Source organism: Williamsia sp. Y853 (genome assembly GCF_056786495.1).
The window spans coordinates 434,506-458,052 of sequence record NZ_JBXCJC010000003.1; the positions used below are offsets into that span (position 1 = coordinate 434,506).

A 23,547-nucleotide genomic window follows, 5' to 3' on the forward strand; every position below is an offset into this window, starting at 1 on the left:
TTCCGGATGTGGCGTGGCTCACAATTGCCGCGTGCAACATTGCGGTCCCACCTCGTCATAAGAAGTGGACCGGGTTACATATGCCCTCGTCCGTCCCACATTGGGAAGCATGACGAGTGGAGGACTCGAGATGACAACTTCTGCGGACCCCGACCACGTCGGGTTGAGCAAAGAAACCTCGGACGACTCCGAGTCGTCGGGCGGAACGACAACTATCGCCGACGTGGTGGTGTCGAAGATTGCCGGGATCGCGACCAGGGAGATCGACGGGGTTTTTGACCTCGGCGGGGGCGCGGCCCGTGCCGTCGGCAAGTTGCGCGAGAACATCCCCGGTGCGTCAACGGACGTCACACAAGGTGTCTCTGTCGAGGTCGGTGAGAGACAGGCAGCCGTGGACGTCGGCCTGGTCGCGAACTACGGCGTTGCGATTCACCAACTCGCGGAGTCGGTTCGGGCAAATGTGATCGACGCGATCGAGAAGATGACCGGGCTCGAGGTCACGGAGGTCAATATCACGGTTCACGACGTCCACCTGGACACCGATGACTCGACCACCGCTCTCGACGGGCAGACAGTGTCGCGGGTCCAGTGACCGGACCGGCGACCACGGTTGCCGAACGTGTCCGCGATGCGGTCATGGCGGTCGACGGTGTTGCCGGCCTGCATGCCGGGACATTCGGTGACGTGGCCACATATCTGCCGGGGCACCGGGTGTCCGGCGTCCGGATCGGCAAGGCCGGTGTGGAGGTGCATGTGATCGTCTACTTTGGCACCGATATTCAGCAGGTGGCACAAGCGGTGCGTGTCGCGGCGCTGGCGCAGCTGGATCGGCCGCTGCCCTGCACGGTTGTTGTCGAAGACGTCGTTGCCGCAGTGATTGAAGGCGCAGCGGTCGAAGGCGCAGTGGTCGAAGACGCAGTGGGTGGGGCAGCAGTGGGTGGGGCAGCAAGCAGCGAAGTGAACGCACCAGAAACGAGAGAATCATGAGCAATACAATCGTGGGCTTGTTTGTCGGTCTGTTGCTCGCCCTGGCCATCACCACCGGAGGTTTTTCCGGTTTGATGATCGCCGTGGTGTTTGCGGTGGTCGGGCTGGCCATCGGGGCACATCGCGATGGACGTATCGATCTCGGTGTGCTGTTGCGGAGCAAGGGCCGTGGCTGAGGCGGCAGTCGCGCAACCGACCGAGGCTGCCGATCTGGAGTTGAGCGGGCCGGCTCGGCCCGCGATCCGCGGTAGGTTGCAGATCGAGCCGAAGGTCAACGTGAAGATCGCGCGCCAGGCTGCGGTGGAGGTTCGCGGCGTGGTGCCGCAGTCGGTGAAACTGGGGTCGTTGACCGGTCGCAATCTGCCTCGCGCGCTGTCGGATTCGAGCACCCGGCATCCGGCGATCGCCATCGAGATCGCGGTGTGCTGGCCCGCGTCGGCAGCGGAGGTGTCGGCGCAGGTACAGACACACGTCGCCGATGTTTTGACCCGACTCACCGGGCGGCGCCCGTCGCGGGTTGATGTCGACGTTGTGGCGGTGACCGATTCGGAAGGACTGTTGCTGTCCGAAGAGGTCGCGAATATCGTCACGGAACAACAGAATTCCTCTGAAATGGTCTCCGAGCGTGGCGGTAGACCGCCACGGGCTTATCCCGGTGCCGGGCGGATCGCGCCACTGATCGGCGTGTTGTTGATCGTCGGAGCACTGCTCGCCGGTCGCGAATTCGCGGTGGCCCAGGGTTATTACGACTCCGACGCCTGGATAGCGGATGCGACGCAGTGGATTGCGAGTACGAGCTGGCAGACGTGGATGGTTGCCGTTGCGATCGCCGCCGTCGTGGTGGGCCTGTGGTTGTTGTACCTGGCGATTCGACCCCGACCGCGCACCCACCGGCCGTTGGCGGTATCCGGCCTGTGGACGCGTGACGTGGACATCGCCCGGCGGATCAGCGCCATCGCGCTCGATGAAGAGGACACCGTCTCGGCGACCACGACCGTTGCCAGGGGCCGCGCGAAGATCGCTGTGCGCGGGCAGGAAGGCAGCAATAGTGCTGCGCTCCGTGAGCGTCTGGACATCGTGATGGCCCGGCTCGAAACCGCCCCGCGGGTGGTACTCGACTATCGGGCGCCTGCGGCCGACCCTGCGCATACCTCCACGGACGAGGGACCGGAAAAGTGAGACGCACCCTGAACCTCATGGACCGACTCGTTGTTGGCCTGATCGGGCTTGTCCTTCTCGGGGCGGGTGTGGTCGCATTGCTCTGGTGGCAACAGGTTTCAGTGGTCGTCGACGAAATCGAGCAGATCAACGACTACGAGATCTACACCGCGCCGGAGCAGGGTTGGTGGCCGTGGTCGCTACTCGTGGCCACCGTCGTCTTGGCTGTCCTGGGACTGTGGCTGGTGCTGGCCAACCTGCGTCTCAACAGGATTCGGTCCGTCGTGGTGGGTTCTTCATCGGGTGCGGTCGCCGGTGAACGCGCGGTGTCGGTGCCCGATGTCGGGAAAGCTGCCGCGAAATCGTTGGAGCGGCATCCCTGGATCAACTCGACACAGACGCGGTCGTTCATCGACGGCAGGACCCCAACGCTCGAGCTGACCGTGACCGCAGACCCTGCTGCCGAGGGTCGCGAGCTCATCGAGTTGCTACGTGCGGTCCGCCATCAACTTCAACTGTCGTTCGCCGGAGCCGATGTCGAGGTTCGGATCCTGCTGCATCGAGCACCGAATCAGTGATCCGGCCTGCCGGACTTCAACGCCGAGCGGACGATGGTGCCGGACAGGCGGATATCGGCATGGGAGACGGTGCCCGCCATCGCTCCGAGAGTCCCGCCGAGATGGTGGCGATCGCTCAGATAGGCGCGCTGCATCGAGGCCGGTGCTGCGAAGAATGCATCGAAGAAGCCGGTGAGGTCGGCTGAGGACAGGTTGAGCAGCACAGCAAGTCCGCGTAGTCGGAGCCGATACACCGCCCGGGCCTGACGTGGCCACAGGGCTTTGACCGGATCGCGGCCACGTGCGTAGGCGTCAACCAGCTGATCGACCGACGACAGCGTTTCGGCGACGCTGTAACCCGTTGCCGGATGGACCATTCCGCCGGCAGCCCCGAACCGCAGCGGATCCGGCGAGGCCCATGGCAACCTCGAACTGTCGGACAGCGCGATCTTCACTGTCTCCGTCTGGGACACCTCGAGTGATCCCTGGTCGATGTCGAATTGTGCCAGCCGCTTGCCGAGTCGTTCGCGGAGCACGGCGATGGGCATGGCCGGTGCCGCGGCCAGGCACGTCTCTTCGAGCAGTACTCGATTGTCGTCCAATGGGATTGCGTAGAGAAACGTCGGAGTCCGATGAGCGGTTGCCCCGCGCCAGTCCATCAATATTGCGCTGTCGTTGCCAAGGACCGGTGCCGCGTGGGCTCGATCCATAACGACGCCGTAGGCACTCTGCGCGGGTGCTTCCGGATCTCGGAGCCCGCGCGCATCGACCACCGCCCGCGCATCGATCTGCGTTCCGTCCTCCAAATGCACGGAGGTGGGGTGCACCGCCGACACTGATTGCGGATGGACCACGACCCTGTCATCAAGGGTCAGCGACTGTTGCAGCGCGGCCGTGTGCAAAGTCACGTATTGCCGTTCGAGGAGGCGGTGCGACGGCGTGAACACCGCAACGGCCTCACAACTTGCCGCGATCACGGAGTCGTCGAGCCAGCTCGGCAGATCATCGGCCCACGCGGCATACGTTGGCTTCCAAAGGCTCTCGACCTGAGGGTCGATCACGGCCACGTGCAGGCCTGCGAGGGACGCACGGTGCGCAAGGGCACGACCCGACGGCCCGGCTCCCACCACCGCCAGGTCGACGATACGAGTTGTCATACGAGCACCGTATCGCCTTGCCGTAGACTGATAAGTCGTGATTACGGCAACTGACCTCGAGGTACGCGCGGGCGTACGCACCCTATTGAGCGCCCCTGGTCCGGCGCTACGGGTGCAACCCGGCGATCGCATCGGGTTGGTGGGCCGCAACGGTGCCGGCAAGACCACCACGATGCGCATTCTCGCCGGTGAAGGCGAGCCCTACGCGGGTTCGGTCGTCAACAGCGGGGAGCTCGGCTACCTGCCCCAGGATCCGCGTGAAGGCGACCTGGAGGTCATTGCGAAGGATCGGGTGCTCTCGGCTCGCGGGCTCGACACCTTGCTGCGTGATCTGGAAAAGCAGCAGGCGTTGATGGCAGAGGCCGTCGACGAGAAAGACCTCGACAAGGCCGTTCAACGGTACGGACAGCTCGAAGATCGCTTCTCGACCCTCGGTGGATATGTCGCCGAGTCGGAGGCCGCCCGCATCTGTAACAGCCTCGGTCTGCCCGACCGCGTACTGGCCCAGCCGCTGAATACGCTCTCCGGTGGTCAGCGCCGCCGAATCGAACTCGCTCGCATCCTGTTTGCGGCCTCCGATGGCAGCGGCGGCAAGTCCGGCACCACGCTCCTGCTGGACGAGCCGACCAACCACCTCGACGCCGACTCGATCGGCTGGCTCCGCGGATTCCTGCAGAACCACGAGGGTGGACTGATCGTGATCAGTCACGACGTCGAGTTGCTCGAAGACGTCGTCAACCGCGTGTGGTTCCTCGACGCGGTCCGCGGCGAGCCCGAAATCTACAACATGGGCTGGAAGAAGTATCTCGACGCCCGCGCTACCGATGAGCAGCGCCGCAAGCGGGAACGCGCCAACGCCGAGAAGAAGGCGGGCGTGCTGCGCGTCCAGGCTGCGAAGATGGGTGCCAAGGCCACCAAAGCCGTTGCCGCACAGAACATGCTCAAGCGTGCCGAACGCATGATCGACAATCTCGACGAAGAGCGGGTGGCCGACCGGACCGCGAAGATCCGGTTCCCGGAGCCTGCCGCCTGTGGCAAGACCCCGCTGATGGCCTCGGGTCTGACAAAGATGTACGGGTCGCTGGAGATCTTTGCAGGCGTCGACCTGGCCATCGACCGTGGCAGTCGCGTCGTGGTGCTCGGACTCAACGGTGCCGGCAAGACCACGCTGCTCCGATTGCTGGCGGGTACGGAAACAGCCCAGCGCGGGACGATCGAGCCCGGTCACGGCCTGAAGATCGGTTATTTCGCGCAGGAACACGACACCCTCGACGACAACGCGAGTGTCTGGGACAACATCCGGCACATGGCTCCGGATGCGGGTGAACAGGACCTGCGTGGTCTGCTCGGTGCGTTCATGTTCACCGGCCCGCAGCTCGATCAGCCGGCCGGAACGCTGTCCGGTGGTGAGAAGACCCGTCTGGCCTTGGCCGGACTGGTGTCGTCGGCGGCCAACGTTCTGCTGCTCGACGAGCCCACGAACAACCTCGATCCGATCTCACGTGAACAGGTGCTCGACGCCCTGCGCAGCTATAAGGGTGCCGTGGTCCTGGTCACCCACGACCCGGGCGCCGCAGCGGCTCTCGATCCGCAACGGGTGATCCTGCTGCCCGACGGCACCGAGGACCATTGGTCGGCCGAGTACCAGGAGATCATCGAACTCGCCTGAGCCCGATGATGTGCTGTTTTGGCGGGCACGACCTGCGGTTTTGTTCGCCAAAAGGGCACAGTTCGAAGGTCAGAGGGTGGCGACGAATCTGTCCATCGTGCGTTCGGCGATCGCGGTGATGGTCAGGGACGGATTCACCAGTCCGGCGGCACCCGGCAGGAACGCGCCGTCTACGACGTAGAGGTTGTCGTAGCCGCGGATGCGGCCGTTCTCGTCTGCGCCCTGACCCATCACCACACCACCGAGGCCATGATAGGTGCAGGCGGCACCGAAGTCGGCGGCCTGCGGGTATATCGGAATCCCGTTGGCAGGGAACCCGTATCGGGTCTCCGTCTGTTCGTGGAAGTGCCAGGCGAATTGGGATGCACGTTGATCGACGAGCGTGTTCTCGCGGGGGTACGGGAAGTTGAGAATCGTCCTGCCGGTGGCGCGGTCGTAGTCGATGGTGCCGCGTTCATCGGTGTGGGTCTGGATCAGGTTCGTGGTGGAGAACCCACCGGCATACTCCGGGAACGGCGTCGCCTGATAATTCATCGCGACCGGCCCGCCGGGTAGCCGGTCCTCGTACATCTTGACGTTGCCGGGTCCGCCCTGTGCGGCCCCGTAATCCTGACGGAGCGGGGTCCGCACGATGAGGAAGTCGCCGTTGGTGCCCCAGCCCCCTCCGATGGCCGTCGAGAGTGCCGGAAGCGTTCCCCTTGCCCGCGCCGCCACCAGAAGTGATGTGGTGTAAAAGGATCCGGCTGCCATGAAGAGGTAGTCGGCGTCGAAGCTCGTGACGCGGACCGTGTTGTGGTTCTCGTCGATCTCGCGGGCGGTGACGACAAAACCCTTGGCGCCCTCCCGTGGTCGGATGTCGAACACCTCGTGCATCGGTTTGATGGTGACGTTGCCGGTGGCCTCGGCGGACGGGAGATAGTTGTGATCGACGGAGTTCTTGGCACCGGAGTTGATGCCGTACGGTCCTTCGCCGACGCTGACCGATGCCTTTCGCCTGCCTCTGAGCTCTTCGCGGACGATGTCCCAGTCGACGGCGAAATCGGTGGGAATCGGCTCGGTTCCGTAGTCGCGCAACGTGTCCAGAAATGCGCGCGCGCCGCGGTACTGCGGATGAGCCAGGATGTCGGCAGGCAACGGTGAGGTACCCAAGGCCTGTTTGGCCCGCGGATAGTATGTGCTGACGAGTTCGTCGTAGTTCGCGGACGCCGGGAAGATCATGTCGAAATCGACCCGGCGCGGCACCGAGGTGAACATGCCGAACGCCAGCGATCCACCACCGACGCCGACCCCATAGATCGCGTCGACGCCGTTGCCGAAGATGCGATCGATCAGACCTGGATACGCATTGATGGGCGGCGACAACAAGCCATTGATGTAGGTTCTCGTGCTGAACCAGGCAGCCCGCCCATCTGGCTGGTTCACCGTCGCGAAGGTGTTGCCGTCAGGCCTGATGGGCCATCGCCGACCCCGCTCGAGAACTGTGGTCGACACACCTGCCTGTCCGAGCCGCAGTGCCGCCACCGCGCCTCCGAAGCCGCTGCCGATGACGATCGCCGTCGGTGCCGATCCGCCCGTGGGGGCTCCGCGTGCTCGCGCCGACACCGCGGCGGTGGCGGCCACCGCCGCGCCTGCCGCCGCCGCTCGCAGAACAGTGCGTCTGGGAACGGTCCGTGTGGACGTGATCGTGTCGCCGGCGCTCATGGTTCGCCTTCCCGAAGGGGGTTGGAAAACTAATAGCCCCGGCGAGGTGTTCTACCTAATCCCTTTCAGCATTCACACAGCTTCGCTGGTCGGCGGCCTGCCCGGAGCTCAGAGATTCGCCACGAACCGGTCCATCGTGCGTTCGGCGATCGCGGTGATCGTCAGCGACGGATTCACCAGTCCGACGGCACCGGGCATGAACGAACCATCGGTGACGTAGAGGTTGTCGTAACCGTGGACCTTGCCGTTCTCGTCGGCGGCCTTCCCGATGACCACCCCGCCGAGTCCGTGGAAGGTGGCAGCCGAACCGAAGTCCCCTTCGCGGGGGTACACCGGAATGCCGTTGGCCGGGTGCCCGAAGCGGGTTTCGGTGCGCTCGTGGAAGTGTCCGGCGAACGCCATCGCCCGCTTGTCGCCGATGGACTGCCCGCCCGCGAACGGGTAATCGAGGACCGTCTTGCCGGTGGCGCGGTCGAACGTGATGGTCCCGCGGTCCGGGGTGTGTGTCTGCACCATGTGGGTGGTGGTGAACCCGCCTGCCACCTGTGGGAACGGAGTCGCCTGATAGATCATCGACACCGGTCCGCCTGGTAGTCGATCCTCGTACATGCGAGACAAGCCCGGGCCACCTTGGGCGTATCCGACGTCGTCGCGGAGCAGGGTCCGGATGATCAAGAAGTCGCCGTTGGAACCGAATCCGTTTCCGACATGTGTGGACAGGTTGGGCAGGGTGCCGTTCGCCCGGGCAGTCACCAGAAGCGACGTCGTGTAGTACGAACCGGCGGCCATGAACAGGTAGTCGGCTTCGAACGTCTCGATGCTGACCGTGCGGTGCTGATCGTCGATGAGCCGGGCCTTCACCACAAATCCCTTGGCGCGCTCTCGCGGCCGGATCTCGAACACCTCGTGCATCGGCTTGATGGTGACGTTGCCGGTGGACTCGGCGGACGGGAGATAGTTGTGATCGACGGAGTTCTTTGCGCCGGAGTTCACACCGTAGGGACCGCCGCCCACGGACAGCGATGCCTTTGCCTTGCCTGCCAATTCGTCGCGGACGATGTCCCAGTCGACAGCGAAGTCCTGGGGGACCGGTTCGACTCCGTAGTCGGCCAGGGTCTTCGTCCATACCCGGGCGCCGCGATATTGCGGATGAGCCAGGATGTCGGCGGGCATGGGACTCGATCCGAGCATCGTCCGAGCGGTCGGGTAGTAGTCCCGGATCAGCTCGTCGTAATTGGCGACATCGGGGAACTCCATCTCGAAGTCGACTTTGCGCGGGGTGGGTGTGAAAGCACCGAACGCCAGCGAGCCGCCACCGACTCCGGCGCCGTAGACCGAATCGATACCGTTTCCGTGGATGCGGTCGATGAGGCCGGGGTAGGGCTCCAGCCGGGTGAAACTCGTCAGGGGATTGATCGGCGGCTTGGTGCTGAACCAGGCCGCCCGCTTGTCCGGGTTGTTGAGATTGGTGAATGTGTTTCCGTCCGGGCGAATCGGCCACCGGCGGCCACGCTCGAGCACGGTCGTCTGGACGCCGGCCTGCCCGAGGCGCAGCGCGGCGACTGCACCGCCGAACCCACTTCCGATCACGATCGCCGTGGCGCCCGTGCTTCCTGTGCCGGCAGCAGCGCGGGGTGCGACTACAGCGGCGGCCGCGATGGCCGCACCCGCTGTGGCCGCCCGCAGTACTGTGCGCCGACTGGTGACAGAGTTCAAACCGGTCATTAGTTCGCCCTTCTCAGAATAGGCGAACCCTATATCTGTTAGGCGAGGATTACCTAACGAACACGGCCTATTTGCGGTGTCGTATCGATTCGATCAGTCTTCCTGGCGGGCATCGGAACCCGGTCAGAGGTAGCGCTTCTGCAGCTCACGTTTGACGAGTTTGCCGGTGGGTGTGCGGGGTAGTGAGTCGACGAAGTCGACCGATTTCGGTGCCTTGTAGTGGGCAAGTCGAGAACGGACCAACGCGATCAATTCCTCGGCGAGTACGTCACCTCCGGCGACACCCGGTTCGAGTTGGACGCAGGCCTTCGCCACCTCACCGAGGTCCGGGTCCGGGACGCCGATGATGCCGACGTCATAGACATCGGGGTGGCCGATGAGGATGTTCTCGGCCTCCTGCGGGTAGATGTTCACCCCGCCGGAGATGATCATGAAGGACTTGCGGTCGGTGAGATAGAGGAAACCATCGGCGTCGACATATCCGACATCACCGCTGGTGGTCCAGGCGGGATGGTCGGGATGCTGTGCGTCCCGCGTCTTTTCGGGGTCGTTGTGGTAGTGGAAGGGCAATTCGTCTCGTTCGAAGTAGACGGTACCGATCTCACCGGTGGGCAGTTCTGCGCCGTCGTCGCCGCAGATGCGGACGATGCCGAGCAACGGTTTACCCACCGATCCCGGGTGCGCCAGCGAACCGGCGCTGTCGATGAACGTGGCACCGGAACCCTCGGTGGACGCGTAGTACTCGTTGATGACCGGACCCCACCACTCGATCATCGCCCGCTTCACTTCTGGCGGACAGGGTGCGGCGGCATGGATGGCGGCCTTCAGGCTGCTGACATCGTATTTCGACCGCACCTGCTCGGGTAGCTTCAGCATCCTGATGAACATCGTCGGAACCCACTGGCTGTGGGTCACCCGATACTCGTCGATCAGTTGCAGCGCGGTCTCGGCGTCGAAGCGATCCATCAGTACAACGGTTCCGCCCAGTGACGTGACCATGCCGCAATAGCGCAGTGGCGCAGCGTGATAGAGCGGCGCCGGGCACAGGTACACCGAGTCCTGGTCGAAGCCGTAGATGGCGGAGAAGACCGGTGTGTACGGATCGAGGATCTCGTCGACCTGACCGTCCTGCAGTGGAACCTTGATGCCCTTTGGGCGGCCGGTGGTACCGGAGGAGTAGAGCATGTCCTGGCCCCGCGGCTGATCTTTGAGCGGTGCGTCCGAGGCCTGCGCCAGGATCGTGTCATACGAATCGAATCCGGAAAGCTCACCGCCCCAGGCGATTCGATGGGTGAGCGTGGCGACCTCGGCCGAACGGCTCACCACATCGGCGACCTCGGCAGAGGCGAACAGCGCAACCGCGCCACAGTCGCCGAGGATGTAGTTGGTCTCCTCGGCGGTCAGATGATTGTTGATGGCTGTCACATACATGCCGGAACGCAGTGCAGCCCAATAGATTACGAGCATGCGGATGTCATTGTTCGACACCATGGCGATGTTGTCCCCGCGGCCGAGCCCGACATCCCGCAAGTAGTGGGCTAGCTTCGTCGAGAGCTGATCGAGCTCGGCGTAGGTGATCGACTCACCGGTCGCGGGGCGCACGACAGCAACCTTGTCCGGCGTGCTGTCGACAAAATTACCCGGGAACATCGCGACCTCCGGCGCTGGCGACCGCGGCCCGACTGACCGCGATATGTTAACCAGGACTATCACAGGAAGGCCTACGTACGCGGGCATTTCGGCGTCAGCCGAGGTAACCGGTTCCGTTATTGGGACCGGCGTACCGATTCTTCGACGAGGTCGAGCACCGCGTGCAGATCATCGGTGGCGGCACCTGATGCCAGACGCGTCGTGAGACCGTCGAGGATGAGGTCGAGATAGGCGACCAGAACACGGGTGGGCAGATCGTCACGAAGACGGCCGGCCGTACGCTGGCGCTCCAGACGCGCCAGCGTGGCCGACTCCAGTTCCGCCGAACGTGCTTTCCACTCGGTACGGAAACCGGGATCGGTACGCAGCTTTCGGGCTATCTCCAGCCGCGTACCGAGCCAGTCGAAATCTTCGGGACGGTTGAGCATGTCCCGCATGACCTGAACCAGACCCTCGTTGGCCGCAACATCGGCCATTCGTTCGGCATCTTCGTTGGCCAGGGCCAGGAACAGCGCCTCCTTGTCACGGAAGTGGTGGAAAATCGCACCCCGCGACAGGTCGGTTGCCTCCTCGAGCCGACGCACGGTGGCGCCGTCGTAGCCGAACTCGGCAAAACAACGGCGCGCACCGTCGAGGATCTGTCGTCGCCGGGCTTCCAGATGGTCTTGACTGACCTTGGGCAACCGACTGCGTCCGCTCGTCAGCTCTTGAGCATGTTGCGCAGCACGTACTGCAGGATGCCGCCGTTGCGGTAGTAATCGGCTTCACCCGGCGTGTCGATGCGCACCTTGGCATCGAACTCGACGACCTGTCCGTCGCCCTTGGTGGCGGTGACCTTGATCGTCTTCGGTGTCTTGCCCTCGTTCAGCTCGGTGATACCCGTGAAGTCGAAGACCTCGGTGCCGTCGAGTCCGAGAGACGTGGCCGACTCGCCCTCGGGGAACTGCAGCGGGATCACGCCCATGCCGATCAGGTTCGAGCGGTGGATGCGCTCGAAGGACTCGGTGATGACCGCGCGGACGCCGAGCAGGCTGGTGCCCTTGGCGGCCCAGTCACGCGAGCTGCCCGAACCGTATTCCTTGCCGCCAAGGACGACCAGCGGGATGCCGGCCTTCTGGTAGTTCTGCGACGCGTCGTAGATGAACGACTGCGGGGCACCGTCCTGGGTGAAGTCGCGCGTGTAGCCGCCGGCGACACCGTCGAGGAGCTGATTCTGCAGACGGATGTTGGCAAACGTTCCGCGGATCATCACTTCGTGGTTGCCGCGACGAGAACCGAGCGAGTTGTAGTCCTTGCGCGCCACACCGTTGGCATCGAGGTACTGCGCTGCCGGGGTACCTGGCTTGATCGGGCCTGCCGGGCTGATGTGGTCGGTGGTGACCGAGTCGCCGAGCAACGCCAGGACGCGAGCGCCCTTGATCTCGGTGACCGGCGACGGCTCGACCGCCATGCCGTCGAAGTACGGGGGCTTCCGGACGTAGGTGGACTTCTCATCCCACGCGAAGGTGTCGCCCTCGGGAGTCGAGAGATTCTGCCAGCGGTGATCGCCCGCGAAGATCGTCGCGTAGGACTTGCGGAACATGTCCTGGCTGATCGCCGACTGAATCGTGGATTCGATCTCCTCGGTGGACGGCCAGATGTCCTTCAGGAAGACGGGTTTGCCGTCGGTGTCGTTGCCGAGGGAATCGGTCTCGAAGTCGAAGTCCATGGTTCCGGCAAGGCCGTACGCGATCACCAGCGGCGGGGAAGCCAAGTAGTTCATCTTGACATCGGGGGAGATGCGTCCCTCGAAGTTACGGTTACCCGAGAGCACCGCGGAGACAGACAGGTCGTTGTCGTTGATCGCCTTGGAGATCGCTTCGGGCAGCGGGCCGGTGTTACCGATGCAGGTGGTGCATCCGTAGCCACCGAGGTAGTAACCGAGCTTCTCGAGGTACGGCCAGAGGCCGGCCTTCTCGTAGTAGTCGGTGACGACCTGCGATCCGGGAGCCATATTGGTCTTGACCCACGGCTTGGTGGCCAGTCCCTTCTCGACCGCGTTGCGGGCGAGCAACGCAGCGCCGAGCATGACCGACGGGTTGGAGGTGTTGGTGCACGAGGTGATACCCGCGACCACCACGGCGCCGTGGTCGAGGACGAACTCGCCGAGTTCGGGGTCGACGATCTTGATCGGCTTGGAGGGGCGTCCCTTGCTGCCGCTGGCGGCCGACCGGCCTTCATCGGCGCCGTCGTCGGCAAAACACAGCGTTGCCGGGTCGCTCGCCGGGAACGACTCCTCGACGGCCTCGTCGAGCTGGGTGTGCTCGGCGTCGTTGTTGTTCTCCACGTAGGTGTGGATGTCCTTGCGGAACGCCGCCTTCGACTCGGACAGCAGGATGCGGTCCTGCGGACGCTTCGGGCCGGCGATCGAGGGGACCACGGTGCTCAGGTCGAGTTCGATGTACTCGGAGAACACCGGCTCGCGCTCGGGATCGTGCCACATGCCCTGTTCTTTGGCATATGCCTCGACCAGCGCGAGCTGCTCGTCGCTGCGACCGGTCAGGCGCAGGTAGCTGATGGTCTCGGCGTCGATCGGGAAGATCGCTGCGGTGGAACCGAATTCGGGGCTCATGTTGCCGAGGGTGGCGCGGTTGGCGAGGGGGACCTCGGCAACGCCTGCGCCGTAGAACTCGACGAACTTGCCGACAACGCCGTGCTTGCGCAGCATCTCGGTGGCGGTGAGCACCACGTCGGTGGCGGTGACGCCGGGCTGGATCTCACCGGACAGCTTGAAGCCGACAACACGCGGGATGAGCATCGACACGGGCTGGCCGAGCATTGCGGCCTCTGCCTCGATGCCGCCGACGCCCCAGCCGAGCACGCCGAGGCCGTTGACCATCGTGGTGTGCGAGTCGGTGCCGACGCAGGTGTCGGGGTATGCCTGGCCGTTGCGGGTCATCACGGTCGGAGCGAGGTATTCGATGTTGACCTGGTGGACGATGCCCATGCCCGGGGGGACGACCTTGAAGTCGTCGAACGCGCCCTGGCCCCAACGGAGGAACTGGTAACGCTCGCCATTGCGCTCGTATTCGAGGTCGACGTTGCGCTCGAGGGCATCGGCGCGACCGAACACATCGAGGATCACCGAGTGGTCGATGACCATGTCGGCAGGGGAGAGCGGGTTGACCTTGGTGGCGTCGCCGCCGAGGGCGGTGACGGCTTCACGCATGGTCGCGAGGTCGACGATGCAGGGGACGCCGGTGAAGTCCTGCATGATGACGCGCGCCGGGGTGAACTGGATCTCGGTATCCGGCTCGGAGCTGGGATCCCAGTTCGCGATCGCGTTGATGTGATCTTTGGTGATGTTGGCACCGTCTTCGGTGCGGAGCAGGTTCTCTGCGAGCACCTTGAGGGAGTAGGGGAGTTTCTCTGTTCCCTCGACGGCGTTGAGGCGGAAGATCTCGTACGAGTTCTCACCGACGGTCAACGTGCCGCGGGCGCCAAATGTATCGATACTCATCGCTTACGTCAGCTCCAGTCTTGTTGTCTCACCGGCTGGGCAACGCCGGTTCTTGATCCTCTTGTCGGCGTGATCGCCGACAGGTACGAACCGACGGGCTGCGCCGATCCGTGCTTCCTCCGATTCTAGCAGTACGAGCGTACTGGTAAACCAGTGGGGGATTCTGGCGTGTCTTCGCGAGGACGACACGCCAGGGGGATGCCGTACGCCGTCAATTGTGTCGTACTGTGCTGCCGTAGGTTGGACACAGGCTGAACTTTCCGGCACGGCGGAGATTCATGTGGCCCGAATGGAGACAGTAAGTAGATGGCACCGACGCCCTTCTCGACGATCGTCCCGTCCGACGTCGATATCGCAGAGCTCTCGGCCGGACTGGCAGAGGAAGGTGTCGTCGCCCCACCCGAGATGACCCCGGCGATCCTGGCGGCCGTCGCGCAAGCCCGCGATGAGGGCTACGACGTGCATTTTGTTGTCACCGACAAGATCTATCCGCGAATCACCTATTACCGTGACATCGCCACCGAGTTGCAATCCGAGACCGGTGGAACCGTCATTGTGCTCGGCGGTAATTACGTGGGTAGTTCGAGTAACGAGTTCAGCCGCGTCGAACTCGAGAATGCCACCGACAATCTGGCGATTCAGAATCCACCGCAGGCCGCGCAGCAGATGGTCGACCGGATGACCGGTCAGACCGACGTGCCCTGGACCGTCGTGACCATGCTCCTGATCGCCATTGTCGCGGTCGGTGCGGTCATTGGCCGCAAACTGCAGTTGCGCAAGGGAAGTGGCGCGCAGCCGGCGGACGTCCACGCAGACGTGCCGACCTCGGCGACCGCCGCCACCGATTCACCCGACAGACTGTGATCCACAGCCTCTGATCCACGATTCGCGGACAGATTTCTGATTCACGCGACTGAATTACATTTGTGTAATTCGCGCATGTCCAATTTGTTACCTTGCACATCCGTGGTGATCACAGCGTTTCCGCAGGTAATGACTGCGATGTAATTTGTGACTCATGTTTCCTTGGTTGTTTTTGTGACGTACGGTTCGTATGTCACCGATGGGGTTAATGGGGAAGTTGATCACCATCGTGGCGATGGCCGAGTGTGTGCCACTGCTCCGCAGTGGCACCGGCGCACTGTCGGATCTGCGAGGGAGTCATTAGTGAGTCGAGGAAAGGCGTTACAGCCGCGCAAACGTGGCATTCGAGTGTCCTCGGTGACCGCTTTGATGGCGGTGGTGACGGTCACCTGTGCACAGTTGGCCACGGGAACCGCGGTCGCGGCTCCGCCGAGTAGCGCGGAGCAGATCGCCACACTGATCAATCAGATCGCCGACACGAACCAGACGATGGTCAACCTCGATGGCGAGGTTGCCGTCAAGCGTGAAGCCGTGAACCGGGCACTGGTCGATCTGCAGAATGCCAGGGAGTCCGAGCGTCTCGCTGCAGTAGCCGTCCGCGGTGCTCAGGCGTCCCTGGAAGAGGCCTCCGGCGCAATCGCGTTCGCCCAGACCGACTTCGATGCGTTCATTCGTAGCCTGTACTCGATGGGCAACAGCCAGGGCTCGCTGCTCGGATACATGTCCGGTGACCCCGGCGCTCTGCTCGACCGGGCATCGGTGGTCGACCAGATCAGTCGCGATCAGCAGGCCACCATCACCCGGTTGCAGCAGGCCCGAAACGAAGAGGCGAACCGCGCGGCCACGGCCAAGGCCACCGCGCAGCAGGCCACGTTCGCAACTGCTTCTGCCGAGACCCGTCAGGCCGACGCGCAAAGCGCCATCGCCGCGGCAACCGAAGCGGTCAAGGCCGAATACGCGCGGCGCTCCATGCTCGAACAGGACCGGGCCGCGGCACAGCGTGAATTGGACAAGCTCCGCGGCCAGCCCGCATCCTCGTACCCCGGTGCTCCGACCGCTGTCCTCCCGGACCAACAGGCCGCCATCGAGCAACAGGCACACGACGCCGCTCTGCGGGCTGCGGGTGAAGCCAGCGCCAGGCTGGCACTGGACACCTCGCAGCAGGTCCTCGCCGCCATCATCGGCTCGATGACACCGCCGCACACCGACATCGAGACCCCGACGCCCGTCGACCCGAGCCTGCCCGTCGATCCGTCTGTGCCGGAAGAGCCGACTCCGTCGACACCGACGACACCGTCGACCCCGACCACACCGGTCATCCCCGGAGCCTCCGGATCGGCGGCAGTCGAGATCGTCGTCAACCGCGCACTCTCACAACTCGGTGTCACCTACTCGTGGGGTGGCGGAAACGCGAACGGCCCGACACTCGGTATCCGTGACGGCGGCGTGGCCGACTCGTACGGCGACTACAACAAGGTCGGATTCGACTGCTCCGGTCTGATGATCTACGCATTCGCCGGTATCGGGATCTCGTTGCCGCACTACACCGGCTACCAGTACACGTCCGGCCCGCAGTTCCCGCTCTCGCAGATGGAACGCGGTGACATGATCTTCTACGGTCCCAACGCGAGCCAGCACGTGGCGCTGTACCTGGGCGGCAACCAGATGGTCGAGGCACCGCAGTCGGGTGATGTCGTCAAGATCTCGCCATTGCGCACCAGTGGCGCGATGCCCTACGTCGTCCGTCTGAGCTGACACCGGCGGGTTCGCCTGGGTGCCTCCAGTACCCTCGGTTCAGTCAGCACAACGATCGATCAGACCCCGGAGGGTTTCGGTGACCTCAGCGCAGGACGAGAGCAAGACTTCAGTGGACGAATTCAAGCTCACGCAGGCCGACGTCGCCTTGCTCGAAAAGGCCATGTTCGAGGTCAAGCGGGTCATCGTCGGACAGGATCGACTGGTTGAGCGGATCCTCGTCGGCCTGCTCGCACGTGGACACATCTTGCTCGAAGGTGTTCCGGGCGTGGCCAAGACGTTGGCTGTCGAGACGTATGCAACCGTCGTGGGCGGATCGTTCTCGCGGGTGCAGTTCACCCCCGACCTCGTGCCCACCGACCTCATCGGTACCCGGATCTACCGTCAGGGCCGCGAAGAGTTCGACACCGAACTCGGTCCGGTGGTGGCCAACTTCCTGCTCGCCGATGAGATCAACCGGGCGCCGGCCAAGGTCCAGTCGGCACTGCTCGAGGTCATGGCCGAGCGGCACGTGTCGATCGGTGGGACGACGTACCCGATGCCCGATCCGTTCCTCGTGATGGCGACGCAGAACCCCATCGAGAACGAGGGCGTCTACCCGCTGCCGGAAGCCCAGCGAGATCGCTTCCTGTTCAAGGTGCTGGTGGACTATCCCGCGATGGAAGAAGAGCGCGAGATCGTCTACCGCATGGGCAACAAGCCGCCGACGGCCAAGCCGGTGCTCGATCCGGTGACGATGGTGCGCCTGCAGAACGTCGCGGCCAACGTGTTCGTCCACCATGCGCTTGTCGACTACGTCGTGCGGGTCATCCACGCGACGCGTTTTCCGGCCGAGTTGGGCCTGAAGGACGTGGCCGGATGGCTCTCGTACGGCGCGTCGCCGCGTGCGACCCTGGGCATCATCGCCGCCGCCAGGGCGCTGGCGCTGGTACGCGGACGTGACTATGTCGTGCCGCAGGATGTCGTCGAGGTCATTCCGGATGTCTTGCGGCACCGGTTGGTGCTCAGCTACGACGCGCTCGCCGACGAGGTGGATGCCGACACGATCATCACCCGCGTCCTCCAGACGATCGGGCTGCCACAGGTCAGCGCCCAGACGCTGAACACCGGACCGGCCGCGCCTGCGCAGGCGAACGCCCAACACCCGAACAATCAGCCGCACCAGCAGCCTCCGCAACAATCGGTGGGCAATCAGCAGCCCGGCTACCCGCAGCAGGGTGGCTATCGGCAACAGCCGAATCCGCTGACCAAGCCTGCCGCAGCGCAGGGTGGCCCGGGACAGGGCAACCAGTCGCACTATGGCGGATAACAGCGCACTTCCGTCATTTGGCGCGGGCACGCTGGAAGATCCCAAACTGACGGCAGCACTGAAGACGCTGGAGATCGTTGTTCGTCGCAAGCTCGATGGCGTACTCCAGGGCGACCACCTCGGTTTGATCCCGGGACCGGGCACCGAGCCGGGGGAGGCCCGCCCGTACCAGCCCGGCGACGACGTCCGGCGGATGGACTGGTCGGTCACGGCGCGGACCACACAGCCACATGTGCGACAGATGGTCGCCGACCGTGAACTCGAGACGTGGCTGGTGGTCGACATGTCCGCGAGTCTGGACTTCGGCACGGTCAACACCACCAAACGTGATCTCGCGGTGGCCGCCTGCGCTGCGATCGCGCATCTGACGCTCGGTGGCGGCAACCGGATGGGTGCCGTTGTCTGTACCGGCGACAAGGTGGTCCGCATCCCGGCCCGCGGCGGTCGCGCGCATGCACTCGACACCCTCAAGACCATCGCCACCACCACTCGTTCGAGTGAGGGCGTGCGGGGCGACCTGCATGCCGGGATCGATGCGCTGCGCAGGCCAGAGCGCCGCCGGGGTCTGGCCGTTGTGGTCAGCGATTTCCTGGGACCGATCGACTGGGATCGCCCGTTGCGCGCGATCTCCGGCCACCATGACGTCCTTGGCGTGGAGGTTCTCGATCCCCGCGATATGGAGCTGCCCGATGTCGGAGAGGTCGTCTTGCGCGACGCCGAATCCGGTCAGATCCGCGAGCTCACCATCACCGACAAGGTCCGTGCTGATTTCGCCCGCGCCGCCGAGGATCATCGACAGCAGGTGGAGCGGACCCTGAGGCGTTGTGGCGCACCGACTCTCGCGCTGCGCACCGACCGTGACTGGATCGCCGATGTGGTCCGGTTCATCGCGCAGCGTCGCCGCGGAATGAATGCGGGGTCGACCCGATGAGCTGGTTCGATCTCGCGTCACCGTGGTGGCTGCTGGTCCTGCTCGCCGTCGTCGGCCTCATCGCCGGCTACATCTACATGCAGCGCAGGCGCCAGAGCCGGGCCCTCAAGTTCGCCAATCTCGATCTGCTCAACCGTGTCGCACCCAAAACCCAGAACCGGGCCCAGCACATACCGATCGTGCTGATGGTCCTCGCGTTGGCGGTGCTGGTGGTGGCGATGGCCGGACCGCAGGCCGATCGCAAGGTGCCCCGGAACAAGGCAACGGTGATCCTGGTGATCGACGTCTCGCGGTCGATGGACGCCACCGATGTCTCGCCGTCGCGGCTGAAGGCTGCACAAGAAGCGGGCAAGAAGTTCGCCGACGAACTCACCGAGGGGATCAACCTCGGGCTGATCTCGTATGCGGGGACCGCGACCACCCTGGTGTCACCGACCCCGAACCGTCAGGCCACCAAAGACGCAATCGACAAGTTGACGCTCGACGACAAGACCGCGACCGGCGAGGGCATCCTGGCCGCGATGACGCAGATCAAAACCCTCAACGCCGTCCTCGGCGGGGAAGAGGGTGCACCGCCGGCCCAGATCGTGTTGCTCTCGGACGGAAAAGAGACCGTCCCCGACGATCCGGACGACCCGCGTGGCGCGTTCACCGCGGCCCGTAAGGCCAAAGAAGAACGGATCCCGGTCAACACGATCTCGTTCGGTACCTCGACCGGAACCGTCGATCTCGAAGGTGACCGGATCCCGGTGCCCGTCGACGACGAATCGCTCCAGCGGATCGCGCAATTGTCCGGGGGCAAGTTCTTCACCGCGTCGAGCCTCGACGAGCTGAACCAGGTGTACGAGAACCTGCAGAATCAGATCGGTTACGAGACCCAGCGTGGCGATGCGTCCCGGCCGTGGCTGATCGTCGGCACACTGCTGGTGTTGGCGGCCGCGGTGAGTGCGGTAGCAATCAACAGGCGGCTCCCGTGATGGGGCCTGTTAAACGTCGACAGTGGGCAAAGCGATAGGTTGACCGTCATGGCTGACAGCAATACGAAGGTATCCCGCTCGGTTCTCGTCACCGGTGGCAACCGTGGAATCGGTTTGGCGATCGCACAACGGCTTGCCGCCGATGGCCACAAGGTGGCCGTCACGCATCGCGGCTCAGGAGCCCCCGAGGGACTGTTCGGGGTCAAGTGCGACGTCACCGACAACGACTCCATCACCGCAGCTTTCAAGGCGGTCGAGGAGCACCAGGGGCCGGTCGAGGTTCTGGTGTCCAACGCCGGGATCACCGACGACACCCTGCTCATGCGGATGACCGAGGAACAATTCGAAAAGGTCATCGACGCCAACCTCACCGGCTCGTTCCGGGTCTCCAAAGCAGCCTGCCGATCGATGCTGCGCAAGCGTTGGGGCCGGTTCATCTTTCTCGGTTCCGCCGTCGCGATGATGGGCACGCCGGGCCAGATCAACTACGCCTCGTCCAAGGCAGGCGTGATCGGCATGGCGCGATCGCTCACCCGTGAACTCGGGTCGCGCTCTATTACCGCCAACGTCGTCGCACCCGGACTCATCGAGACGGACATGACCGACGAGTTGCCCGCCGAATACAAGGAGCAGGCCGTCAAATTGATCCCGGCGGCTCGCATCGGACAGCCCGAAGAGGTCGCCGCTGTTGTCAGCTGGCTTGCCTCGGACGACTCCTCTTATGTCTCCGGCGCGGTCATCCCCGTCGACGGTGGCCTCGGAATGGGTCACTGAGACTCCGGTCAGACCCGGCGTTTCATCAGCATTTACGCACCACCGACACACGAAACCACCTCGAGGGAGCAGACATTGAGCGGGATACTCGACGGCAAGACAGTTCTGATCACCGGAATCATCACTGATTCCTCGATCGCGTTCCACGCTGCCGCCATGGCACAGGAACAGGGCGCACGCGTGATCATCACCGGATTCGACCGCCTGCGGTTGATCGACCGGATCGCTCAGCGTCTACCGAAGGAAGTGCCGCCTGCGCTCGAGTTGGACATCACCAACGAGGACCACCTCGGAACCCTCGCCGATCGCCTCAAGGAGATCGCTCCCGAGGGCATCGACGGTGTCCTGCACTCCATCGCGTTCGCTCCGCGCACCCTGATGGGCCCGGAGGCCAAGCCGTTCCTCGAAGGACCCGGACCCGATGCGGCACAGTCGTTCCAGGTGTCGGCGTGGAGTTATGCGGCGCTCGCCCGGGCGGTGCTGCCCGCGATGAACGAGGGCGGATCGATCGTCGGCATGGATTTCGATCCCCGGACGTCGATGCCGTATTACAACTGGATGGGTGTGGCCAAGGCCGCACTGGAATCGGTGAACCGCTACGTGGCCCGCGAAGTCGGCGAGGCCAAGAAGATCCGGTCGAACCTGGTGGCCGCAGGCCCGATCAAGACCCTTGCCGCCAAGGCGATCGCCGGCACCGCGACCGGTGATGCCAAGAAGCTCAGCCAGCTCAACGAATACTGGGATGGCGCGTCGCCGATCGGCTGGAACGTCGATGATCCCTCGGTGGTCGCCAAATCGGTCTGTGCGCTGCTCTCGGACTGGCTGCCCGGTACCACCGGGTCGATCGTCTACGTCGACGGTGGCGCGAGCCACAACACCTGGCTCCCCGAAGGTTTCGCGACGGAGTGATCATGACAACCGGTTTCGACGCCGTCCTGGTCTTGTCCTTCGGTGGACCGGACAAGCCGGACGACGTCCGGCCATTCCTCGAGAACGTCACCCGGGGGCGTGGTGTGCCACCGGAACGCCTTGATGAGGTTGCGCAGCACTACCTCCACTTCGGTGGGGTGTCGCCGATCAATGCACTGAACAAGGCGATGATCAGCTCGCTCGAAGCCGAGCTCGACCGGGTCGGCATCAATCTGCCGGTCTATTTCGGAAACCGCAACTGGCATCCGATGATCGAGGACACTCTCGCGCAGATCCATGCTGACGGATATCGGCGGGTCCTGGTCTTTCCGACCTCGGCGTGGGGTGGCTATTCCGGGTGCCGCCAGTACGACGAGGACATCACTCGTGGGCTGACCTCACTCGGAGCCGATGCCGGGGACATGTTCATCCGCAAGCTGCCGCAGTACTGGCAGCACCCCGCGATGACGGCGTCGTGGGCCGATTCGATCGCGGCCGCCAAAGCCGGACTGCCAGAAGAACTCCGCGACGACGCACGGCTGGTGTTCACCGCTCATTCCATTCCGCTCTCGGCCGACCGGGCGGCAGGTCCACCCGCTGACGGTGGGCAGCTCTACAGCAGGCAGGTCGCGGCGGCATCCGCACTGGCCGCCGATGCCGCGGGTTTCGCGGAGTTCGATCAGGTGTGGCAATCACGGTCGGGCCCGCCGCAGATCCCGTGGCTCGAACCGGATATCTGCGATCACCTCGAGACCGTCGCAGGCCGCGGCGTCCGGGCCGTGATCGTGTGCCCGATCGGTTTCGTCTCCGACCACCTCGAGGTGGTGTGGGATCTCGACAACGAGGGCCGAGAGAAGGCGCAAGAGCTCGGCCTGGGCTACGCGCGGGCGTCAACGGTGGGGACGGACCCGCGGTTCATCGCGATGATCACCGAACTCATCGCCGAACAGTGCAGCGGCGGCGTCGAGTTCAGGCTCGGCATGACGGACAACGGGGCACCCTGCGCACGCGGTTGTTGCGAACCCGTCCGTCGTCCTGCATAGCTCGCCAAACACAGCTGGTCTCAGACGTGGTTGCTGGAGACCAATTCGTCGATGACGGCATTGGTGGCACTCATCCGTGCGATCCGGACCGTACGACCGAGCTCGCGCAAGGCCGTATCACCACTCTGCTGCTGACCGGCGACGATCCCGAAGTCAGGTGCCGCAGCGCTGGCCACCGACAGGATGGCGGCCACGTGCGCGGCCTGTTCGAGGATGCGTTCGGCCCGCGGATTGACCCCGGGCGGTAGTTGCTGGGCGGCGAGTCGAGTCATTTGCGCCACCACGTCGCGGGGGTCGGGGCGCCCTTCGGCGGACGACGTGCGCGGCATCCGCAGACCGGCGAGGATCTGGGTCGCCGACCGAATGCCCTCGCGCAGTTCGTATTCGACCTCACTGAGGGAATGTGTGATGGGGATCGCGGGAGTACCGGTGAGTGTGTGCACACCCCAGCCGACGGTGTAGCGGTCCAGTCGGCGGGGGATGAGTGCGAAACGTCCGGGTACCACCAGCAGTTCGCCGGCTTCGAGTGCGGCCGTGGTGACCGGACCCCGCGGCGGCAGGCCGAGCATGTCGCCGGGTGCGACCAGGAGCAAGGCCAGGCCATGGGTGGAGCCCTCGCGGACCAGGCGCAGGAGTGCGTCACTCTCCTCGCCGTCGGGATTCAATGAAAGTTCCTGGGCGGCAGCAGCATCCGCCGCGATGACGCGGTGCCGCGAACTCCACCGACCGAGCACGTCGAGCAGGTCATCGGGGGAGTAGCGACCCGACTGCCACGCCGCACCCCACGCACCGAGGGCACTACCGATGCCCGCGGTGTCGGTCGGATACTCAAAAACGTTGTCGGTCATCACAGCCTTCACTTCTTCGTTGCGTCTGGGCCGA

Annotated in this window: 21 protein-coding genes; 14 read left to right on the plus strand and 7 right to left on the minus strand. The window is 64.4% G+C overall.

Annotated features, from left to right (window positions below; all coding sequences use genetic code 11):
* Window positions 1–130: 130 nt before the first annotated feature.
* Genes AC1TPF_RS18190 through AC1TPF_RS18210 form a run of 5 tightly spaced genes read left to right on the plus strand, consistent with a single transcriptional unit; the run spans window position 131 to window position 2,723 of the window.
* Window positions 131–592, plus strand: coding sequence for an Asp23/Gls24 family envelope stress response protein (locus AC1TPF_RS18190; protein WP_482139376.1), 462 nt, complete (start codon window positions 131–133; stop codon window positions 590–592).
* A complete protein-coding gene (locus AC1TPF_RS18195; protein ID WP_482144909.1) occupies window positions 589–987 on the plus strand; it encodes an Asp23/Gls24 family envelope stress response protein in 399 nt (132 codons plus the stop codon). The genes AC1TPF_RS18190 and AC1TPF_RS18195 overlap by 4 nt, the downstream gene beginning before the upstream one ends.
* Window positions 984–1,163, plus strand: coding sequence for a DUF2273 domain-containing protein (locus AC1TPF_RS18200; protein WP_482139378.1), 180 nt, complete (start codon window positions 984–986; stop codon window positions 1,161–1,163). Before AC1TPF_RS18195 ends, AC1TPF_RS18200 begins: the two co-directional genes overlap by 4 nt.
* Window positions 1,156–2,166 (plus strand): Asp23/Gls24 family envelope stress response protein, encoded by a 1,011-nt coding sequence (locus tag AC1TPF_RS18205; RefSeq protein ID WP_482139379.1) that lies wholly within the window; start codon window positions 1,156–1,158, stop codon window positions 2,164–2,166. Before AC1TPF_RS18200 ends, AC1TPF_RS18205 begins: the two co-directional genes overlap by 8 nt.
* 17 nt (window positions 2,167–2,183) lie before the next feature.
* A complete protein-coding gene (locus AC1TPF_RS18210) occupies window positions 2,184–2,723 on the plus strand; it encodes an Asp23/Gls24 family envelope stress response protein (protein ID WP_482139380.1) in 540 nt (179 codons plus the stop codon).
* On the opposite strand, the gene AC1TPF_RS18215 is transcribed toward AC1TPF_RS18210, so the two are convergent.
* Window positions 2,717–3,859 carry a lycopene cyclase family protein gene (locus AC1TPF_RS18215; RefSeq protein WP_482139381.1) on the minus strand — a complete coding sequence of 381 codons (1,143 nt, stop codon included), beginning with the start codon at window positions 3,857–3,859 and terminating at the stop codon, window positions 2,717–2,719. The two genes, AC1TPF_RS18210 and AC1TPF_RS18215, sit on opposite strands and share 7 nt — an antisense overlap.
* Window positions 3,860–3,896: 37 nt before the next feature.
* Here AC1TPF_RS18215 and AC1TPF_RS18220 point away from each other — a divergent pair, with 37 nt between their 5' ends.
* The gene (locus AC1TPF_RS18220) at window positions 3,897–5,528 is read left to right on the plus strand and encodes an ABC-F family ATP-binding cassette domain-containing protein (RefSeq protein WP_482139382.1); all 1,632 of its coding nucleotides are present in this window, start codon (window positions 3,897–3,899) and stop codon (window positions 5,526–5,528) included.
* A 69-nt stretch (window positions 5,529–5,597) separates the two neighbouring features.
* On the opposite strand, the gene AC1TPF_RS18225 is transcribed toward AC1TPF_RS18220, so the two are convergent.
* The 5 genes from AC1TPF_RS18225 to AC1TPF_RS18245 form a co-directional block, all read right to left on the minus strand.
* A complete protein-coding gene (locus AC1TPF_RS18225) occupies window positions 5,598–7,229 on the minus strand; it encodes a GMC oxidoreductase (protein WP_482139383.1) in 1,632 nt (543 codons plus the stop codon).
* Window positions 7,230–7,337: 108 nt separating this feature from the next.
* Window positions 7,338–8,954 (minus strand): GMC oxidoreductase, encoded by a 1,617-nt coding sequence (locus AC1TPF_RS18230; RefSeq protein ID WP_482139384.1) that lies wholly within the window; start codon window positions 8,952–8,954, stop codon window positions 7,338–7,340.
* A 123-nt stretch (window positions 8,955–9,077) separates the two neighbouring features.
* Entirely contained in the window at window positions 9,078–10,604 is a 1,527-nt protein-coding gene (locus tag AC1TPF_RS18235; RefSeq protein ID WP_482144910.1) for an AMP-binding protein, read from the minus strand.
* Between the two features lie 116 nt (window positions 10,605–10,720).
* Window positions 10,721–11,287, minus strand: a complete 567-nt coding sequence (locus AC1TPF_RS18240; protein WP_482139386.1) for a TetR/AcrR family transcriptional regulator — start codon at window positions 11,285–11,287, stop codon at window positions 10,721–10,723.
* A gap of 17 nt (window positions 11,288–11,304) precedes the next feature.
* Window positions 11,305–14,103 carry an aconitate hydratase gene (locus tag AC1TPF_RS18245; RefSeq protein ID WP_482144911.1) on the minus strand — a complete coding sequence of 933 codons (2,799 nt, stop codon included), beginning with the start codon at window positions 14,101–14,103 and terminating at the stop codon, window positions 11,305–11,307.
* A 306-nt stretch (window positions 14,104–14,409) separates the two neighbouring features.
* Between AC1TPF_RS18245 and AC1TPF_RS18250 the strand changes: the two genes are divergently transcribed.
* From AC1TPF_RS18250 to AC1TPF_RS18285, 8 genes are all read left to right on the plus strand, one after another.
* Window positions 14,410–14,967 carry an Rv1476 family membrane protein gene (locus tag AC1TPF_RS18250; RefSeq protein WP_482144912.1) on the plus strand — a complete coding sequence of 186 codons (558 nt, stop codon included), beginning with the start codon at window positions 14,410–14,412 and terminating at the stop codon, window positions 14,965–14,967.
* Between the two features lie 369 nt (window positions 14,968–15,336).
* Window positions 15,337–16,722, plus strand: a complete 1,386-nt coding sequence (locus AC1TPF_RS18255) for an NlpC/P60 family protein (protein WP_482145142.1) — start codon at window positions 15,337–15,339, stop codon at window positions 16,720–16,722.
* A 163-nt stretch (window positions 16,723–16,885) separates the two neighbouring features.
* A complete protein-coding gene (locus tag AC1TPF_RS18260; RefSeq protein ID WP_482145143.1) occupies window positions 16,886–18,031 on the plus strand; it encodes an AAA family ATPase in 1,146 nt (381 codons plus the stop codon).
* The gene (locus tag AC1TPF_RS18265; RefSeq protein ID WP_482139389.1) at window positions 18,021–18,962 is read left to right on the plus strand and encodes a DUF58 domain-containing protein; all 942 of its coding nucleotides are present in this window, start codon (window positions 18,021–18,023) and stop codon (window positions 18,960–18,962) included. Before AC1TPF_RS18260 ends, AC1TPF_RS18265 begins: the two co-directional genes overlap by 11 nt.
* Complete coding sequence (locus AC1TPF_RS18270; RefSeq protein WP_482139390.1) at window positions 18,959–19,939, plus strand: VWA domain-containing protein; 981 nt, start codon at window positions 18,959–18,961, stop codon at window positions 19,937–19,939. Before AC1TPF_RS18265 ends, AC1TPF_RS18270 begins: the two co-directional genes overlap by 4 nt.
* A 48-nt stretch (window positions 19,940–19,987) precedes the next feature.
* Entirely contained in the window at window positions 19,988–20,713 is a 726-nt protein-coding gene (gene fabG1 / locus AC1TPF_RS18275) for a 3-oxoacyl-ACP reductase FabG1 (protein ID WP_482139391.1), read from the plus strand.
* Window positions 20,714–20,788: 75 nt separating this feature from the next.
* The gene (inhA, locus tag AC1TPF_RS18280; protein ID WP_482139392.1) at window positions 20,789–21,622 is read left to right on the plus strand and encodes an NADH-dependent enoyl-ACP reductase InhA; all 834 of its coding nucleotides are present in this window, start codon (window positions 20,789–20,791) and stop codon (window positions 21,620–21,622) included.
* Window positions 21,623–21,624: 2 nt separating this feature from the next.
* Entirely contained in the window at window positions 21,625–22,665 is a 1,041-nt protein-coding gene (locus AC1TPF_RS18285; RefSeq protein WP_482139393.1) for a ferrochelatase, read from the plus strand.
* A 20-nt stretch (window positions 22,666–22,685) separates the two neighbouring features.
* On the opposite strand, the gene AC1TPF_RS18290 is transcribed toward AC1TPF_RS18285, so the two are convergent.
* A complete protein-coding gene (locus AC1TPF_RS18290; protein ID WP_482139394.1) occupies window positions 22,686–23,513 on the minus strand; it encodes a hypothetical protein in 828 nt (275 codons plus the stop codon).
* Between the last annotated feature and the right edge of the window lie 34 nt (window positions 23,514–23,547).

Coding starts and splice junctions, on each gene's coding strand:
- AC1TPF_RS18235 (WP_482144910.1), bottom strand. CDS start 10,604: ATGTTCCCGGGTAATTTTGTCGACAGCACGCCGGACAAGGTTGCTGTC.
- AC1TPF_RS18190 (WP_482139376.1), top strand. CDS start 131: ATGACAACTTCTGCGGACCCCGACCACGTCGGGTTGAGCAAAGAAACC.
- AC1TPF_RS18210 (WP_482139380.1), top strand. CDS start 2,184: ATGGACCGACTCGTTGTTGGCCTGATCGGGCTTGTCCTTCTCGGGGCG.
- AC1TPF_RS18250 (WP_482144912.1), top strand. CDS start 14,410: ATGGCACCGACGCCCTTCTCGACGATCGTCCCGTCCGACGTCGATATC.
- AC1TPF_RS18270 (WP_482139390.1), top strand. CDS start 18,959: ATGAGCTGGTTCGATCTCGCGTCACCGTGGTGGCTGCTGGTCCTGCTC.
- AC1TPF_RS18200 (WP_482139378.1), top strand. CDS start 984: ATGAGCAATACAATCGTGGGCTTGTTTGTCGGTCTGTTGCTCGCCCTG.
- AC1TPF_RS18255 (WP_482145142.1), top strand. CDS start 15,337: ATGGCGGTGGTGACGGTCACCTGTGCACAGTTGGCCACGGGAACCGCG.
- AC1TPF_RS18265 (WP_482139389.1), top strand. CDS start 18,021: ATGGCGGATAACAGCGCACTTCCGTCATTTGGCGCGGGCACGCTGGAA.
- AC1TPF_RS18285 (WP_482139393.1), top strand. CDS start 21,625: ATGACAACCGGTTTCGACGCCGTCCTGGTCTTGTCCTTCGGTGGACCG.
- fabG1 (WP_482139391.1), top strand. CDS start 19,988: ATGGCTGACAGCAATACGAAGGTATCCCGCTCGGTTCTCGTCACCGGT.
- AC1TPF_RS18225 (WP_482139383.1), bottom strand. CDS start 7,229: ATGAGCGCCGGCGACACGATCACGTCCACACGGACCGTTCCCAGACGC.
- AC1TPF_RS18290 (WP_482139394.1), bottom strand. CDS start 23,513: ATGACCGACAACGTTTTTGAGTATCCGACCGACACCGCGGGCATCGGT.
- AC1TPF_RS18230 (WP_482139384.1), bottom strand. CDS start 8,954: ATGACCGGTTTGAACTCTGTCACCAGTCGGCGCACAGTACTGCGGGCG.
- AC1TPF_RS18215 (WP_482139381.1), bottom strand. CDS start 3,859: ATGACAACTCGTATCGTCGACCTGGCGGTGGTGGGAGCCGGGCCGTCG.
- AC1TPF_RS18245 (WP_482144911.1), bottom strand. CDS start 14,103: ATGAGTATCGATACATTTGGCGCCCGCGGCACGTTGACCGTCGGTGAG.
- AC1TPF_RS18260 (WP_482145143.1), top strand. CDS start 16,886: ATGTTCGAGGTCAAGCGGGTCATCGTCGGACAGGATCGACTGGTTGAG.